Genomic DNA, 16230 nt, shown 5'->3' with positions numbered 1-16230 from the left:
CGACATTGAAAAAGCTGCGCGTACGCTCCAGATAACCTCTATCGACTCGCTTCCCGGACGCCACCATGACCGACCCGCTGCTGATACCCTGCCCTCATTGCAATGGCCTGAATCGCATCCCCGCCGCACGCGTGGGCGACGCGCCGAAGTGCGGACGCTGCAAAAGCGCCGTGCTGCTGAACAAACCGTTTGAATTGAAACAGGGTGACTATGCCAGCCAGATCAAGGGCGATCTGCCACTGCTGGTTGATGTCTGGGCCGACTGGTGCGGCCCGTGTAAATCCTTTGCGCCGATCTTTGAACAAGCGGCCAGCCAGCTAAGCGGGCGCTGTCGCCTGGCCAAGCTCGACAGCGAGGCCAACCCGCAACTGGCCGGACAATTGGGTATTCGCTCAATCCCCAGCCTGATCCTGTTCAAAAATGGCCGCGAAGTCGCACGCCAAAGCGGCGCCTTCCCACTCCAGCACTTGCTGGAGTGGCTGCGCAGTCAGGGGATTTAAGCGTTTTCTTCCAGCAGCGAATGCAGTTCAACAAACTGCTGGGTCAACTTGTGCCGTGGTTCCAGATGGATCAACGGCAAGTTGGCCTGATGCGACTCGCGCATCTTCACTGAGCTGTTCAGGTAGACCGGCAGCACCGGCAAGCCTTCAGCCAGCAACTCGTCGAGCATCTGCTGGGGCAGGCTGGCCCGGGCCTGGAACTGGTTGACCACAATGCCCTCGACCTGCAGGTGCTCATTGTGGTCCTCACGCAGTTCCTCGATTTCGGCCAGCAGACCGTATAGGGCCTGGCGCGAGAAGCTGTCGCAGTCGAAGGGAATCAGTACCCGATCGGCCGCAATCAATGCCGATACCGCATAAAAGTTCAGCGCTGGCGGCGTATCGAGATAAATCCGGTCGTAGTCTTCGGACAACTCATCGAGCAACTTACGCAGCTTGTTGATCTTGTGCTTGGCTTCGAGCTTGGGTTGCAGGTCAGCCAACTCCGCAGTAGCGGTGACGACATGGAGGTTGTCGAACGGCGTCTCGTAGATGTCGACCTTGTTCTTCCTGGCAAAGGGGCCGGACGACAATGTCTGCTTGAAGAAATCGGCAATCCCCATGGGGATATCCTCGCCAGTCAGGCCGGTGAGGTACTGGGTCGAGTTGGCCTGAGCATCCAGGTCAATCAACAGGGTTCGGTAGCCTTCACTGGCACTCACCGCCGCCAGGTTGCAAGCAATACTCGACTTACCCACGCCACCTTTCTGATTAAACACCACGCGCCGCATGGAATGACCTCCGTGTATCAGTGAATGACCGAGTATGTGGGCGTGACGGCGGTTTAGCCAGCACCATTGAGCCCTTGACCCGCCAGCAGCTCGACAAAGGCACGGGCCATGGCCGAGGCTGACTCGCGTCGCTGTACCAACCACACAGCGGTAACCGCGTCGGCATCAAGCAGGGTTCGATAGACCACACCGTCAATACGCATGCGCTGAAAAGAGGCCGGCAACACTGACACCCCTAGGCCCGCTGCCACCAAGCCAATAATCGTCATGGCCTCACCCGCCTCCTGGGCAAAGTGCGGGCTGAAGCCGGCCTGCCGTGCCAGGCTCATCAATTGCGCATGCAAGCCACTGCCATAGCTGCGCGGGAAAAATACAAACGGCTCATTGGCCAGCGTCGACAACAACAAGCCACGCTCGCTGCCCTCCGCCAGCGGGTGTGTAGCGCTGAGCACCGCCACCAGAGGCTCACGGAACAACTCCGTGACGAGCAGGCTCTCCGGCAAGGCCAGCGGGCGCATCAGGCCGATCTCGATGGTCTCGTCGAGCAGCGCATCGGCAACATCACGGCTGCTCATTTCCTTGAGGTTCAGGTGCACAGCGGGAAAGCGCTGACGAAAGGCATAAATCGCCTTGGGGATACCCGAATTAATCGGCGCGGAGGTGGTGAAGCCAATTTTCATTTCACCCAGCTCGCCAAGCTGGGCGCGCCGAGCGACATCGGCAGCCTTATCGACCTGGGCCAGCACCTGCCGCGCCTCATCGAGGAACAAGCGGCCGGCTTCACTCAGCTCCACCCGTCGGTTGGTCCGCTCGAACAAACGCGCCCCCAACTCCTGCTCCAGGGCCTGGATCTGCTGGCTCAAGGGTGGCTGGGAGATGCCCAACAGCTGTGCCGCCCGCCCGAAGTGGAGCTCTTCGGCAACTGCAATGAAGTACCGCAAGTGGCGTAATTCCATGACACCCTCAACAGGTCGCAAAACCTCTTAAACAGGTCGAACAATATATTGGAAATGATCATTAGCTAGCTATATGCTTTTTCCACTGCCTGACTGGCCGTAGCCCTTCCGAGGTTTACCGTGAAAACTGCTGTTGCTCCCCTCGCCCATGACGTGCCCCCTGCACCCACCACGGACGCAGCCACCACCACTGACCACTGGATCGAAAAGGGCACACCGGCGTTCATGCGCACGGTGCTGGCATTGTTCTGTGGTGGCTTCGCCACCTTCGCGCTGCTGTATTGCGTGCAACCCATGATGCCGCTGCTGTCCCGGGAGTTCTCCATCAATGCGGCGCAAAGCAGCCTGGTGCTGTCGGTGTCGACTGCGCTGCTAGCGTTCGGTCTACTGGTCACCGGGCCTGTTTCAGACCGTATTGGGCGTAAGCCCGTAATGGTTGCAGCGTTGTTCTGCGCCGCACTGTGCACAATCGCCAGTGCGCTGATGCCCACTTGGGAAGGGGTTCTGGCGATGCGCGCGCTGGTCGGTCTGTCCTTGAGCGGGCTGGCTGCGGTGGCCATGACCTACCTCAGCGAAGAGATCTACCCTCAGCATCTTGGCCTGGCCATGGGCCTGTACATCGGCGGCAATGCCATTGGTGGCATGAGCGGACGCTTGATTACCGGCGTACTGATCGACTTCGTCAGTTGGCACACGGCACTGCTGGCCATCGGTGGGCTGGCACTGATCGCCGCGGTACTGTTCTGGAAAATGCTCCCCGAGTCGCGCAACTTCCGTGCGCGCCCGCTGAATCCTCGCAGCCTGCTGGACGGCTTCACCTTGCACTTTCGCGATGCCGGGCTGCCCTGGCTGTTCCTTGAAGCCTTCCTGCTGATGGGCGCCTTCGTTACCCTCTTCAACTACATCGGCTACCGCCTGCTGGCAGAGCCTTACCACATGAACCAGGCCCTGGTCGGGCTGCTGTCGGTGGTTTACCTGTCGGGCATCTACAGCTCGGCACAAATTGGCGCGCTGGCCGACAAGTTGGGCCGCCGCAAGGTGTTCTGGGCAACCATTGTGCTGATGTTCGGTGGCCTGCTGCTGACCCTGCTCGAACCCCTGCCACTAGTCGTCATCGGCATGCTGATCTTCACCTTCGGCTTCTTCGGCGCACACTCGGTGGCCAGTAGCTGGATCGGCCGCCGTGCCTTCAAGGCCAAGGGCCAGGCCTCGTCGCTGTACCTGTTCAGCTACTACGCTGGCTCCAGTGTCGCCGGCACCGCTGGTGGTGTGTTCTGGCACCAGGGCGGCTGGAACGGCATCGGCCTCTTCATCGGCAGCTTGCTGGTCATTGCCCTGCTGGTGGCACTGCACCTGAGCAAGTTGCCGGCGAAAAGTTAGAGGCCGTTCCTGCGCAGACTCAGTTCAATACCTCGACCAGATCCACATCGACATCACGCTTCATCAGGCCCTTGTCGACTTCGCCAGTCAGTTTGACCAGGGTCTTGTCGTTGAAGGCCACTGGCGGCAGGTCTTCGTCGTCGATTTCGACAATGATGTTGCCGGTAGCATCCTTGAACTCGTACTTCTCGTTCTTCAGCTTCTGGGTGATGTGACCTTGCAGCACGGCTGGGGTGTCGTCAGCCGCGTTGTGGGCCTCGGCAACCGTGGCCACCGATTGTGCGCCAGGGCCCGTGTAGCCAGCGGCCAGGGCAGCGGTGCTGAACAGGGGAGCGAGAAGCAGTGCGAGATAGCGGGTTTTCATAAGTGTGATCCAATCTTGGTTTCGATGGGACCAGCATAAGCAGGCACGCTGAATTCAAACTTAATGCAAAACGCCCGGCATTGGCCGGGCGCTTTTTATTCAACAGTGCTTACTGGTGGTACTGCGCCGACAACTCATGAACGGCGTTGATGAAGACACCAGCATGCTCAGGATCGACTTCCGGGGTGATGCCATGGCCGAGGTTGAACACGTGACCGGTGCCATGCCCGTAGCTGGCCAGGATACGCCCCACTTCAGCACGGATGGCTTCAGGCTTGGCGTAGAGTACGGTCGGGTCCATGTTGCCCTGCAGGGCAACCTTGGCGCCGACGCGCTGGCGGGCTTCGCCAATGTCGCAGGTCCAGTCCAGACCAAGGGCGTCGGCGCCAGCATCCGCAATGCTTTCCAGCCACAGGCCGCCATTCTTGGTGAACAGGATGACCGGAACCTTGCGCCCTTCGTGCTCGCGGATCAGGCCACTGACGATCTTGCGCATGTAGGCCAGGGAGAACTCCTGGTAGGCCGCAGCCGACAGGTTGCCACCCCAGGTGTCGAAGATCTGTACGGCTTGTGCTCCGGCGAGGATCTGCCCGTTGAGGTACGAGGTCACCGACTGCGCCAACTTGTCCAGCAACAGGTGCATGGCCTGCGGGTTGTCGTAGAGCATGGCCTTGGTCTTGCGGAAGTCTTTCGACGAGCCGCCTTCGACCATGTAGGTGGCCAGGGTCCATGGGCTGCCGGAGAAGCCGATCAGCGGCACCCGGCCATTGAGCTCACGGCGGATGGTGCTGACCGCATCCATCACGTAGCCCAGGTCCTTCTGCGGATCGGGGATCGGCAAGGCTTCGATGTCAGCCAGGGTGCTGACGACCTTCTTGAAACGCGGGCCTTCGCCGGTTTCAAAGTACAGGCCCTGGCCCATGGCGTCGGGAATGGTGAGGATGTCGGAGAACAGGATCGCCGCGTCCAGCGGATAGCGCTCCAGCGGCTGCAGGGTGACCTCGCAGGCAAACTGCGGGTTCATGCACAGGCTCATGAAATCGCCGGCCTTGGCGCGGCTGGCGCGGTACTCCGGCAGGTAACGGCCGGCCTGGCGCATCATCCATACAGGGGTAACGTCTACGGGTTGCTTGAGCAGGGCGCGCAGAAAACGATCGTTCTTCAAGGCAGTCATGTCGGCATCCGGAAAAAAAGTGGGGGCATTTTCTCAGACACCAACGTAAAAGGCACGGTATGAACCGTGCCTTTTGTCTATCGACCTGCACTAGGTCAATAGATTTTCTAAACTTCATCGCCGGACGAGCTCGCCCCACCACGGTCGCGATGGGGCTGACCCTGTGGGAGCGGGCTCGCCCCGCGATGTTTTTTCAGACGCCCAGGTAGTCCAGGATCCCTTCAGCGGCATTGCGCCCTTCGAAGATCGCAGTCACCACCAGGTCAGACCCACGGACCATATCGCCACCGGCGAAGATCTTCGGGTTGCTGGTCTGGTGCTTGTACGCGCCCTGCTCCGGCGCCACCACACGACCCTGGCTATCGGTCTGGATGCTGAACTGCTCGAACCATGGCGCGGGGCTTGGACGGAAGCCAAAGGCGATCACCACGGCGTCTGCCGGGATGATTTCCTCGGAGCCGGGAATCGGCTCAGGGCTGCGACGGCCACGGGCATCCGGCTCGCCGAGACGGGTCTCGACAACCTTCACGCCCTCAACCTTGTCTTCGCCCACAATGGCGATTGGCTGACGGTTGTAGAGGAATTTCACGCCCTCTTCCTTGGCGTTCTTCACCTCTTTGCGCGAGCCTGGCATGTTGGCTTCGTCACGACGATAGGCGCAGGTTACCGCCTTGGCACCCTGACGGATGGACGTGCGGTTGCAGTCCATCGCCGTGTCACCACCACCCAGCACCACGACCTTCTTGCCTTTCATGTCGACGAAATCTTCCGGCGACTTTTCAAAGCCCAGGTTGCGGTTGACGTTGGCCACCAGGAAGTCCAGCGCATCATGCACGCCCGGCAGGTCTTCACCAGGGAAACCGCCTTTCATGTAGGTGTAGGTACCCATGCCCATGAACACGGCATCATACTCGGCCAGCAGCTGTTCCATGCTGATGTCCTTGCCCACTTCGGTGTTCAGGCGGAACTCGATGCCCATGCCGGTGAAGACTTCACGACGATTGCTCAACACGGTCTTTTCCAGCTTGAACTCGGGGATACCGAAGGTCAGCAGACCGCCGATTTCCGGGTTCCGGTCGAACACCACCGGGGTTACCCCACCACGCACCAGCACGTCGGCACAGCCCAGGCCAGCCGGACCGGCACCGATGATCGCGACACGCTTGCCGGTCGGCTTGACCTTGGACATGTCCGGGCGCCAGCCCATGGCGAACGCGGTGTCGGTGATGTACTTCTCGACCGAACCGATGGTCACCGCACCAAAACCGTCGTTGAGGGTGCAGGCACCCTCGCACAGGCGGTCCTGCGGGCACACCCGGCCGCAGACTTCCGGCAGGGTGTTGGTCTGGTGCGACAGTTCCGCCGCCGCCAGGATGTTGCCCTCGGACACCAGCTTCAACCAGTTGGGAATGAAGTTGTGCACCGGGCACTTCCATTCGCAGTACGGGTTGCCACAGCCCAGGCAGCGGTGGGCCTGTTCGGCCGACTGCTGGGGTTTGAAGGGTTCGTAGATCTCCACGAACTCTTTCTTGCGTTGACGCAGCAGTTTCTTCTTCGGATCCTTGCGCCCGACCTCGATGAACTGGAAGTCATTACTCAGACGTTCAGCCATGTTTAAACCTCATCAAACTCTTCAGGCGCATATCACTGCGGGTTGGCACGGGTGCTGGACAGCAGGTTCTTCAGGCTCGCAGCCTTCGGCTTGACCAGCCAGAAGCGGCGCACGTAGTCGTCCAGGTTCTCCCAGAGCTCACGTCCCCACTCGCTACCCGTCTCTTCGACATACTCGCCGAGCACGCGCTGCAAGTGGCTGCGGTACGCTTCCATCGCTTCGCCGGTGATCCGCTGGATTTCCACCAGTTCGTGGTTGACCTTGTCAACGAAGCTGTTGTCCTGGTCGAGCACGTAGGCGAAACCACCGGTCATACCAGAACCGAAGTTGTAGCCGGTCTTGCCCAGTACGCAAACGAAACCGCCAGTCATGTATTCGCAGCAGTGGTCGCCAGTGCCTTCCACAACCGTGTGGGCGCCGGAGTTACGCACAGCAAAACGCTCGCCAGCAGTACCCGCAGCAAACAGCTTGCCGCCAGTAGCGCCATACAGGCAGGTGTTGCCGATAATCGCGCTGTGCTGCGTAGCAAACGGGCTGCCCGCTGGCGGTACGATCACCAGTTTGCCGCCAGTCATGCCTTTGCCGACATAGTCGTTGGCGTCGCCTTCCAGATACATGTTCAGGCCACCTGCGTTCCAGACGCCGAAGCTCTGGCCTGCAGTACCCTTGAAGCGGAAGGTGATCGGTGCTTTGGCCATGCCCTGGTTGCCGTGCAGACGGGCGATCTCGCCGGAAATCCGCGCGCCGATCGAACGGTCGCAGTTGCAGATGTCCAGGTTGAATTCGGCGCCCGCCAGATCCTTGATCGCTGGCAGGGCCATCTCGACCATCTTCTCGGCCAGCACACCCTTGTCGAACGGCGGGTTGCGGTCAACTTGGCAGAACTGCGGCTTGTCAGCCGGCACATGCTCACTGCCCAGCAGCGGGCTGAGGTCCAGGTGCTGCTGCTTGGCAGTTTCGCCCGGGAGCATTTCCAGCAGATCGGTGCGCCCGATCAGCTCACCGAGGCTACGCACGCCCAGTTTGGCCAGCCACTCACGGGTTTCTTCGGCGACGTAGGTGAAGAAGTTCACCACCATGTCGACGGTACCGATGTAGTGGTCCTTGCGCAGTTTGTCGTTCTGGGTCGCTACACCAGTGGCGCAGTTGTTCAGGTGACAGATACGCAGGTATTTGCAGCCAAGGGCGATCATTGGCGCCGTACCGAAGCCGAAGCTTTCAGCACCCAGAATGGCTGCCTTGATCACGTCCAGGCCGGTTTTCAGGCCGCCGTCGGTCTGCACGCGAACCTTGCCACGCAAATCGTTGCCGCGCAGGGTCTGGTGAGTCTCGGCCAAGCCCAGCTCCCACGGGGCACCGGCGTACTTGATCGAGGTCAGTGGCGAAGCACCAGTACCACCGTCGTAACCGGAGATGGTGATCAGGTCGGCATAGGCCTTGGCCACGCCAGCGGCGATGGTACCGACGCCCGCTTCTGCCACCAGCTTCACCGAAACCAGCGCCTGCGGGTTGACCTGCTTGAGGTCGAAAATCAGCTGCGACAAGTCTTCGATGGAATAGATGTCGTGGTGCGGCGGCGGCGAGATCAGGGTCACGCCAGGTACGGCATAACGCAGCTTGGCGATCAGGCCGTTGACCTTGCCACCAGGCAGCTGCCCACCCTCACCCGGCTTGGCGCCCTGGGCCACCTTGATCTGCAACACTTCCGCGTTGACCAGGTATTCCGGCGTCACGCCGAAACGGCCTGTGGCCACCTGCTTGATCTTGGAGCTCTTGATGGTGCCATAACGGGCTGGGTCTTCACCGCCCTCACCGGAGTTGGAACGCGCACCCAGGCGGTTCATGGCTTCAGCCAGCGCTTCGTGCGCCTCTGGCGACAGGGCGCCAAGCGAGATACCAGCAGAGTCGAAACGCTTGAGGATTGCTTCCAGTGGCTCGACTTCGTCCAGCGCCAGAGCCTGGTCTGCGACCTTGACCTTCAGCAGGTCGCGGATCATCGACACCGGGCGCTTGTCGACCAGCGCGGTGTATTCCTTGAACTTGGCATAGTCGCCCTGCTGCACAGCGGCTTGCAGGGTGTTGACCACATCCGGGTTGTAGGCGTGGTATTCGCCACCGTGAACGAACTTGAGCAAACCGCCTTGCTGGATGGGCTTGCGCGGGCTCCAGGCTTCGGCAGCGAGCAGCTTCTGCTCGTTCTCGATATCAACGAAACGTGCGCCTTTCAGGCGGCTGGCAACGCCCCGGAAACTCAGCGCTACCACTTCATCCGACAGGCCAACGGCCTCGAACAACTGGGCGCCGCGGTAAGAAGCAATGGTGGAGATACCCATCTTCGACAGGATCTTCAGCAGGCCCTTGGAGATGCCTTTACGGTAGTACTTGAAGACCTCATCCAGGTCACCCAGCACTTCCCCGGTGCGGATCAGGTCGGCCAGCACTTCGTACGCCAGGTACGGGTACACAGCAGAAGCGCCGAAACCGATCAGTACCGCAAAGTGATGCGGGTCACGCGCGGTCGCGGTTTCCACCAGGATGTTACTGTCGCAGCGCAGGCCTTGCTCGGTCAGGCGGTGGTGTACGGCACCGACAGCCAGCGATGCATGCACCGGCAGCTTGCCCGGGGCAATATGGCGGTCGCTCAACACCAGTTGAGTCTTGCCACTGCGCACCGCTTCTTCAGCCTGATCGGCAATGTTGCGGACCGCTGCCTCAAGGCCGAGGCTTTCCTCATAGTTGAGGTCGATCAACTGACGCTCGAAACCTGGACGATCCAGGCTCATCAGCGAACGCCACTTGGCGGGCGAAATCACTGGGGAGCTGAGGATCACCCGCGAGGCATGCTCAGGCGATTCCTGGAAGATGTTGCGCTCGGCACCGAGGCAGATTTCCAGGGACATGACGATCGCTTCGCGCAGCGGGTCGATCGGCGGGTTGGTGACCTGGGCGAACTGCTGGCGGAAGTAGTCGTACGTCGAACGCACGCGCTGCGACAACACTGCCATCGGCGTGTCGTCACCCATCGAGCCCACAGCTTCCTGGCCTTGCTCACCGAGCGGACGCAACACCTGGTCACGTTCCTCGAAGGTGACCTGGAACATCTTCATGTACTGCTTGAGCTGGTCAGCATCATAGCTGGCCACGCCCTGGTCATCGCTCAGGGTTGCCTGGATACGCAGGGCGTTCTGGCGCAGCCAGCGCTTGTACGGGTGACGCGACTTCAGACGGTTGTCGATGGCGTCGGTGTCGAGGATCTGCCCGGTTTCAGTGTCCACGGCGAAGATCTGGCCCGGGCCGACACGGCCCTTGGCGATCACGTCTTCAGGCTTGTAGTCCCACACGCCGATTTCCGACGCCAAGGTGATGTAGCCGTTCTTGGTGGTGACCCAACGGGCTGGACGCAGGCCGTTGCGGTCGAGCAGGCACACGGCGTGGCGACCTTCGGTCATGACCACACCGGCTGGGCCGTCCCATGGCTCCATATGCATGGAGTTGTACTCATAGAACGCACGCAGGTCAGCGTCCATGGTTTCGACGTTCTGCCACGCTGGCGGAATGATCATCCGCACGCCACGGAACAGGTCGATACCGCCGGTGACCATCAACTCCAGCATGTTGTCCATGCTCGAAGAGTCGGAACCGACGCGGTTGACCAGCGGGCCGAGCTCTTCCAGATCAGGGATCAGTTCGTTGGCGAACTTGGTTCGACGCGCCTGGGCCCAGTTGCGGTTACCCGTAATGGTGTTGATCTCGCCGTTGTGGGCGAGGAAGCGGAATGGCTGAGCCAGCGGCCATTTCGGCAGGGTGTTGGTGGAGAAGCGCTGGTGGAACACACAGATCGCAGTCTGCAGGCGCTCGTCGCTGAGGTCCGGATAGAAGGCGGCAAGGTCTGCCGGCATCATCAGGCCCTTATAGATGATCGTCTTGTGCGAGAAGCTGCAGATGTAGTGGTCGGTATCGGCAGCGTTGGCCACCGACGAGCGCCGACGCGCACTGAACAGCTTGATGGCGAATTCCTGATCGCTCAGGCCTTCACCGCCGATGAACACCTGCTCGATTTGCGGCAGGCGCTCCAAGGCCAGACGGCCCAGAACGCTGGTATCGATCGGCACCTTGCGCCAGCCCAGCAATTGCAGGCCCGCGGCAAGGATTTCCTTGTCCATGTTGGCGCGTGCCGCTTGCGCCTTGGCATCATCCTGATTGAAGAAGACCATGCCCACGGCGTACTGCTTGGGCAGGTCGCTGCCGAACTGCTCGCGAGCGACGGCTCGCAGGAACTGATCGGGCTTCTGCATCAGCAGACCGCAGCCGTCACCGGTCTTGCCGTCGGCGTTGATCCCACCACGGTGGGTCATGCAGGTCAGGGCCTCGATGGCCGTTTGCAAAAGGTGGTGGCTGGGTTCGCCCGTCATATGGGCGATCAGGCCAAAACCACAGTTATCCTTGAATTCTTCGGGATGGTACAGACCTGTTTTCATAGACACTTTCTCACCAGGTTCGCCTCTCACCAAGGCAAATCTCTTTTTAGTACAACCACTTACCATCCACGCCGAACGAACGCCAGCTTTGCGGGGGCAAAAGGGCAGTCATTGTTGCACAGCGACAAGGTAGCCCACAAATTTGGCGACGAAATCGCGCAAATCCATGTCGCATTTTTGAATGTTTTATAAGCACTGCCGTGATAGCGGCTTCGCTTGAGTCTGAAGCGTTTCAGCCTGGACTGCAATGGCTTTTGGCCGTCAGTCTGGGACAGAAAAGCCTGCCGCGCATGGCGCAGCAGGCTTGACCGAAATTCAGGAGACGCTCAGCAGGTGGCGGGGGTGGTGCCACCGAGCTATTTCAGCGGGTCGCTGCCAGCTCTTGTTGGACGCTGGCAACACTACGAGGCCAAGGTTTACCAGCCTGGACCTTGGCTGGCAAGGCCTTGATTGCAGCAAGTGCGGCATCACGGCTGGCAAAGTTGCCGTAGGTAACGACGAACAGCGGCTTGCCCTGCAGGTTTTTCTTGAAGTAGCGATAGTCGCCACCCTGAGAATTGACATAGGCCTGAGCCGTCGCCTCAGAGCTGGTACCGAGGATCTGGACCACATAGTTGCTCGGCTTTTGCCCGGCATACCAGTTACCACCGGCGGCGGCCTTCGCGACTGGTTTCTCTGCCGGCTTTTCTACCGGTTTCGGCGCCGGCTTGGCTGCGGCGACCTGCACAGGGGCAGGCGCAGGCTTCACTGCAGGTGCAGGCGCAGGTGCAACCGGCTTGCTGGCAGCGGCGACCGGGGCTTGCTGAGCGTGTGCAGCCGGTTGCACCTGAGTAGACGCTACCGGTTGGGCAGGTGTCGGTGCAGGGCCAGCGGGAACACCAGCAGGGGGTGCGATGGTCGTCACCGTAGGCGGCTGCAATGCAGTTTCGCCAGCAGGCGTACTTTCATCACCGTCCCCCATGCCCGCCGCTTCAGCCAGCGGACCACGCATCACCGGTTGAGACTGCCCCACCAGTGGCAATGGCATAGGCTGCGAGGAGCCAGCAAATTCGATGGCCGGGCCACCATTGTTGGACTGGGCAGTGCTTGGCTGCCCCTGGCCCAATGGCAGCTGTGCCTGCTCTGCAGGCGCTCCGGCAGGCGCCTGGTCGCCCTTCTTGGGCATCAACACTGCCGCCGCAACGGCGACCACTACCACAGCAGACAACGCCAGTACGTGCTTCTTAGGCATTTTGAACCCCATTGATGGTCGCTTCGCCGTCGTGCGGCTGGCAATCATGGCTTCGATCAAGGCATCCCGGGCAACCTGGTTGATTACGCCAGGCCAACCCTCCGAATGCTCGTGAATATCGGCGATCTGCTCACTGGTCAGCACGTTGAGGCCACTTCCGGCACCTTCCAGGCGCTGCTCCAGGTACTCCCGGGTTTCATCCTCGCTGTAAGGCTGCAGCTCAATGATATGGAAGCGCTCCTGCTCGGCATTCAGCGCATCCAGCCCGGCGATCAGTGACGGCTCACCGAACAGGAACACGTGCGGACGCCCCTCAGGAGTGCCCGCAGCCAGTTCCAGCAAGGCTTGGAGTGCCGACTCGTCGAGTTGTTCCGCATCATCGACCAGCAAATAGACTTCCTGCCCGGTCAGCGCCAACTGCACCACCTGAGCGAGAATCTCTGGAACCTCGGCCTTGGCCAGGTTCAACGACTGGGCGACCTGCCCCAGCACACTGGCGGCATCGCTTGCCCCACGTGCCGAGACCACAATGCTCTGTACGGACTGCTTGTTGGTACTGGCGACCAGGGCCTGGCGCAGCAAGGTCTTGCCGCTGCCCAGTGGCCCGGTGACCACCAGCAATAGTTGACTGTAACGCGCCAGGTGATGGAGCTGGCCCAACACCGGCTTGCGCTGGGCCGGGAAGAATTTGAAACCAGGCACCCGCGCAGCGAAGGGGTCGTGGCTCAACTGGTAATGGCCGAGAAAGGCCTCGTCGGCATGCAAACTAGTCATCGAACTCTTATCAACCTCAAAGCTGGGCCACGATCGCGCGGTAATCCGCGTCCAGCGTGGCCTGAAGAATCTCTCTTGGATAGTCGTCGGTAACCACAGCCTCACCCAACTGGCGCAACAGCACCAGCCGCAGGCGACCGTCGAGTACCTTTTTGTCGACTGCCATATGCTCCATGAAATGCGCCGGGGTCATTTCCTGTGGAGGCACCACCGGCAGGCCTGCGCGTTGAAACAGGCGGATGGCCCCGATCTCGGGCCTGCTGACTGATCCAGCCCAGACGCATGGACATTTCCAGCGCCATGACTGTGCCAGCGGCAACGGCTTCACCGTGCAACCAGACACCATAGCCCATGTGAGTCTCGATCGCATGACCGAAGGTATGTCCCAGGTTCAGCGTGGCGCGCACGCCGGACTCACGCTCATCAGCGCCGACCACGGCGGCCTTGGCCGCGCAGGAGCGCTGAATGGCAACGGTAAGCGCGGCTTGATCAAGCCGGCGCAGGGCATCGACATTCGCTTCCAGCCAGCCCAGGAACGGCTCATCGCAGATCAGGCCGTACTTGATGACTTCCGCCAGGCCTGCCGAGAGTTCGCGGGCCGGCAGTGTATTCAGGCTGGTGGTATCGATCAGCACTGCATTGGGCTGATAGAACGCACCGACCATGTTCTTGCCCAACGGATGGTTGATACCGGTCTTGCCGCCCACCGAGGAGTCGACCTGCGACAGGAGCGTGGTCGGCACCTGGATGAAATCCACGCCACGCTGGTAGCACGCCGCCGCAAAACCGGCCATATCGCCGATCACACCGCCGCCAAGGGCGATAATGGTGGTCCGACGATCATGACGCGCGGTCAGCAGGGCGTCGAAAATCAGCTGCAGGGTTTCCCAGTTCTTGAAGGCTTCGCCATCCGGCAATACCACTGGCAGCACTGAAAAAGCGCCCAATGTACGGGTCAGGCGCTCCAGATAAAGGGGGGCAACGGTCTCGTTGGAAACGATGGCAACCTGCCGACCCGCTATGTGCGGCGCCAGCAACTCGGGCTGATCCAGCAAGCCCTCACCAATGTAGATCGGATAGCTACGTTCACCCAACTCGACCTTAAGTGTCTGCATGTTTCCCCACAATGAACTAGGGCGCGGGAGCAATAGCGCGGCCCGCGCAGTAACGAGGTGCCCTGTCACGGCATGACTGGCCGCCGAGGATAGCCTAACGGGGCGGCAACTTCTCCAGGCGTTCGAGAATATCCAGCACCACCATGCGCGGCGGCCGTTCGTCGGTTTCGACGACCAGATCGGCGATCTCCCGGTACAGCGGATCGCGCAGCTCCAGCAAGGCACGCAAGGTCGCAGCAGGATCGGCGGTACGCAACAACGGTCGATTGCGGTCACGCGCGGTGCGCCCGACTTGTTGTTCAACCGAGGCATGCAGGTAAACCACTCGCCCACCGGCATGCAATGCCCGGCGATTGGCTTCACGCATCACGGCACCACCGCCGGTTGCAAGCACAACGCCATCGGCCTCGCACAGCTCGGCGATCATCGCCTGCTCACGATCACGAAATCCCGGCTCGCCTTCCTTGTCGAAGATCCATGGGATATTGGCGCCCGTACGCAGCTCGATTTCCTTATCGGAATCCTTGAACGGCAGACGCAGCTCTTTGGCAAGCAGACGGCCAATGGTGCTTTTGCCAGCACCCATCGGCCCAACAAGTATCAAATTTCGCACAGAATCAACGACTCACAGCAATCGCCTGGTCACTCATGATACGCGGAGTCAGGAAGACCAGCAGCTCAGATTTTTTTTCTTGTACGACATCGCGCTTAAACAGCCGCCCAACATACGGCACATCGCCCAAAAATGGCACCTTATCCACCACTTTACTTTGCACCGTCGAATACACCCCGCCAATCACGATGGTCTCCCCATCACCCACCTGAACCTTGGCGTTGACCTCATTCTTCCGTATCGGCGGCACCTGAGCCTGGGCATTGAGGTAATCAGGCTCATCCTTGGTCACCTTGACGGCCATCACCACACGGTTGTCTGCCATGATCTGCGGCGTCACTTCAAGTGACAGGGACGCCTCGCGAAAGGTGATCGAGGTGGTGCCATTGGCGCCCGACTCCTGATAAGGCACCTCGGTCCCCTTGAGGATCCGTGCAGTTTCTCGGTCAGCAGTCACCACCTTGGGCTGCGAGATGATCTCCCCGTTACCGGATTTTTCCATCGCAGTGAGCTCAAGGTCCAGCAATTGGCTGTCACGAACCAGCCCCAAGCCGATGCCCGAGCTCGCCCGTTCCGCCCCAAGGTCGACAAAAGGCCGCCCCACCTCACCCGGCCCGTAGAGCGCCACGCCAGCACCCAGGCTCAACTCGCCACCCCAGCGAATGCCAAAGCTTTTCTCGTAGTCGACATTGGCCTCAACGATCCTTGCCTCGATCAGCACCTGACGCACAGGCACGTCCAGTTGCGCGACGAGCTGGCGCAACGCGTCAAGGCGCGCCGAAGTCTGGTTCGCGAGAATCGTGTTGGTGCGTTCATCAATCACGATCGCACCGCGCTCAGCGCCTGCTGCATCCCCTGTGAACAAGCCCAGGTAGAGCTCAGCGATATCTGCCGCCCTGGCATGCGTGACCTGCAACACCTCACGCTGCAATGTCGCCAGACCCGCCAATTCTTCCAGCGGTGCCACCATCAGCACATTACCGTCCAGGCGCCTGCCAAGCCCCTTGCTGCGTAACACCAGGTCCAACGCGTGATCCCAAGGCACGTCCTGCAAGCGCAGGGTGACAGTGCCCTGCACCGCATCGCTGGTTACCAGATTCAGCTCGGTGAAATCGGCCAGCACCTGCAACACCGAACGCACCTCGACATCCTGAAAGTTCAGCGACAATGGCTCTCCAACATAAGGACCTGTCGATACAGCCGCGCGCAGATCTGTGTCTGCCATGACTAAAAACAGCACACCAAACACCCAACACCGCTTGC

At 60.6% G+C, this 16230-nt stretch carries 11 protein-coding genes and 1 pseudogene; 2 read left to right on the top strand and 10 right to left on the bottom strand.

All coding sequences use genetic code 11. The annotated features are described in order from the left end of the window. Nucleotides 1–65 precede the first annotated feature (65 nt). Nucleotides 66–500 carry a thioredoxin TrxC gene (gene trxC, locus ACZ9H3_RS17035; RefSeq protein WP_476221641.1) on the top strand — a complete coding sequence of 145 codons (435 nt, stop codon included), beginning with the start codon at nt 66–68 and terminating at the stop codon, nt 498–500. On the opposite strand, the gene ACZ9H3_RS17030 is transcribed toward trxC, so the two are convergent. Further along, on the bottom strand, nt 497–1270 hold the full coding sequence (locus tag ACZ9H3_RS17030) for a ParA family protein (RefSeq protein WP_065758219.1): 774 nt from the start codon (nt 1268–1270) through the stop codon (nt 497–499). The two genes, trxC and ACZ9H3_RS17030, sit on opposite strands and share 4 nt — an antisense overlap. A gap of 53 nt (nt 1271–1323) precedes the next feature. After that, entirely contained in the window at nt 1324–2226 is a 903-nt protein-coding gene (locus ACZ9H3_RS17025) for a LysR family transcriptional regulator (RefSeq protein ID WP_102052669.1), read from the bottom strand. 153 nt (nt 2227–2379) lie between these two features. Between ACZ9H3_RS17025 and ACZ9H3_RS17020 the strand changes: the two genes are divergently transcribed. Then, entirely contained in the window at nt 2380–3606 is a 1227-nt protein-coding gene (locus tag ACZ9H3_RS17020; protein WP_476222785.1) for an MFS transporter, read from the top strand. Between the two features lie 19 nt (nt 3607–3625). On the opposite strand, the gene ACZ9H3_RS17015 is transcribed toward ACZ9H3_RS17020, so the two are convergent. The 8 genes and pseudogenes from ACZ9H3_RS17015 to ACZ9H3_RS16980 all read right to left on the bottom strand — a co-directional run bounded on the left by ACZ9H3_RS17015 (nt 3626) and on the right by ACZ9H3_RS16980 (nt 16192). Beyond that, nucleotides 3626–3970: a YgiW/YdeI family stress tolerance OB fold protein gene (locus ACZ9H3_RS17015; protein WP_099773342.1), complete on the bottom strand. Its 345-nt coding sequence runs from the start codon at nt 3968–3970 to the stop codon at nt 3626–3628. A gap of 109 nt (nt 3971–4079) precedes the next feature. Further along, nucleotides 4080–5144, bottom strand: coding sequence for a uroporphyrinogen decarboxylase (gene hemE, locus ACZ9H3_RS17010; protein WP_065758214.1), 1065 nt, complete (start codon nt 5142–5144; stop codon nt 4080–4082). Nucleotides 5145–5337: 193 nt separating this feature from the next. Next, nucleotides 5338–6756, bottom strand: coding sequence for an FAD-dependent oxidoreductase (locus ACZ9H3_RS17005; protein ID WP_099773340.1), 1419 nt, complete (start codon nt 6754–6756; stop codon nt 5338–5340). A 32-nt stretch (nt 6757–6788) separates the two neighbouring features. Continuing rightward, nucleotides 6789–11234 (bottom strand): glutamate synthase large subunit, encoded by a 4446-nt coding sequence (gltB, locus tag ACZ9H3_RS17000; protein ID WP_099773339.1) that lies wholly within the window; start codon nt 11232–11234, stop codon nt 6789–6791. A 361-nt stretch (nt 11235–11595) separates the two neighbouring features. After that, nucleotides 11596–13239 carry an AAA family ATPase gene (locus tag ACZ9H3_RS16995; RefSeq protein WP_476221636.1) on the bottom strand — a complete coding sequence of 548 codons (1644 nt, stop codon included), beginning with the start codon at nt 13237–13239 and terminating at the stop codon, nt 11596–11598. 16 nt (nt 13240–13255) lie between these two features. Then, nucleotides 13256–14354, bottom strand: a pseudogene (gene aroB / locus ACZ9H3_RS16990) (3-dehydroquinate synthase). 94 nt (nt 14355–14448) lie between these two features. After that, on the bottom strand, nt 14449–14967 hold the full coding sequence (gene aroK, locus ACZ9H3_RS16985) for a shikimate kinase AroK (protein WP_065758209.1): 519 nt from the start codon (nt 14965–14967) through the stop codon (nt 14449–14451). 4 nt (nt 14968–14971) lie between these two features. Then, the gene (locus ACZ9H3_RS16980; RefSeq protein WP_245704302.1) at nt 14972–16192 is read right to left on the bottom strand and encodes a type IV pilus secretin PilQ; all 1221 of its coding nucleotides are present in this window, start codon (nt 16190–16192) and stop codon (nt 14972–14974) included. Nucleotides 16193–16230: the final 38 nt, after the last annotated feature.

Source organism: Pseudomonas sp. TE3910, assembly GCF_056279025.1.
The sequence above is the reverse complement of the archived record's forward strand: the minus strand, read 5'-3'. Positions and strand labels throughout refer to the sequence as shown.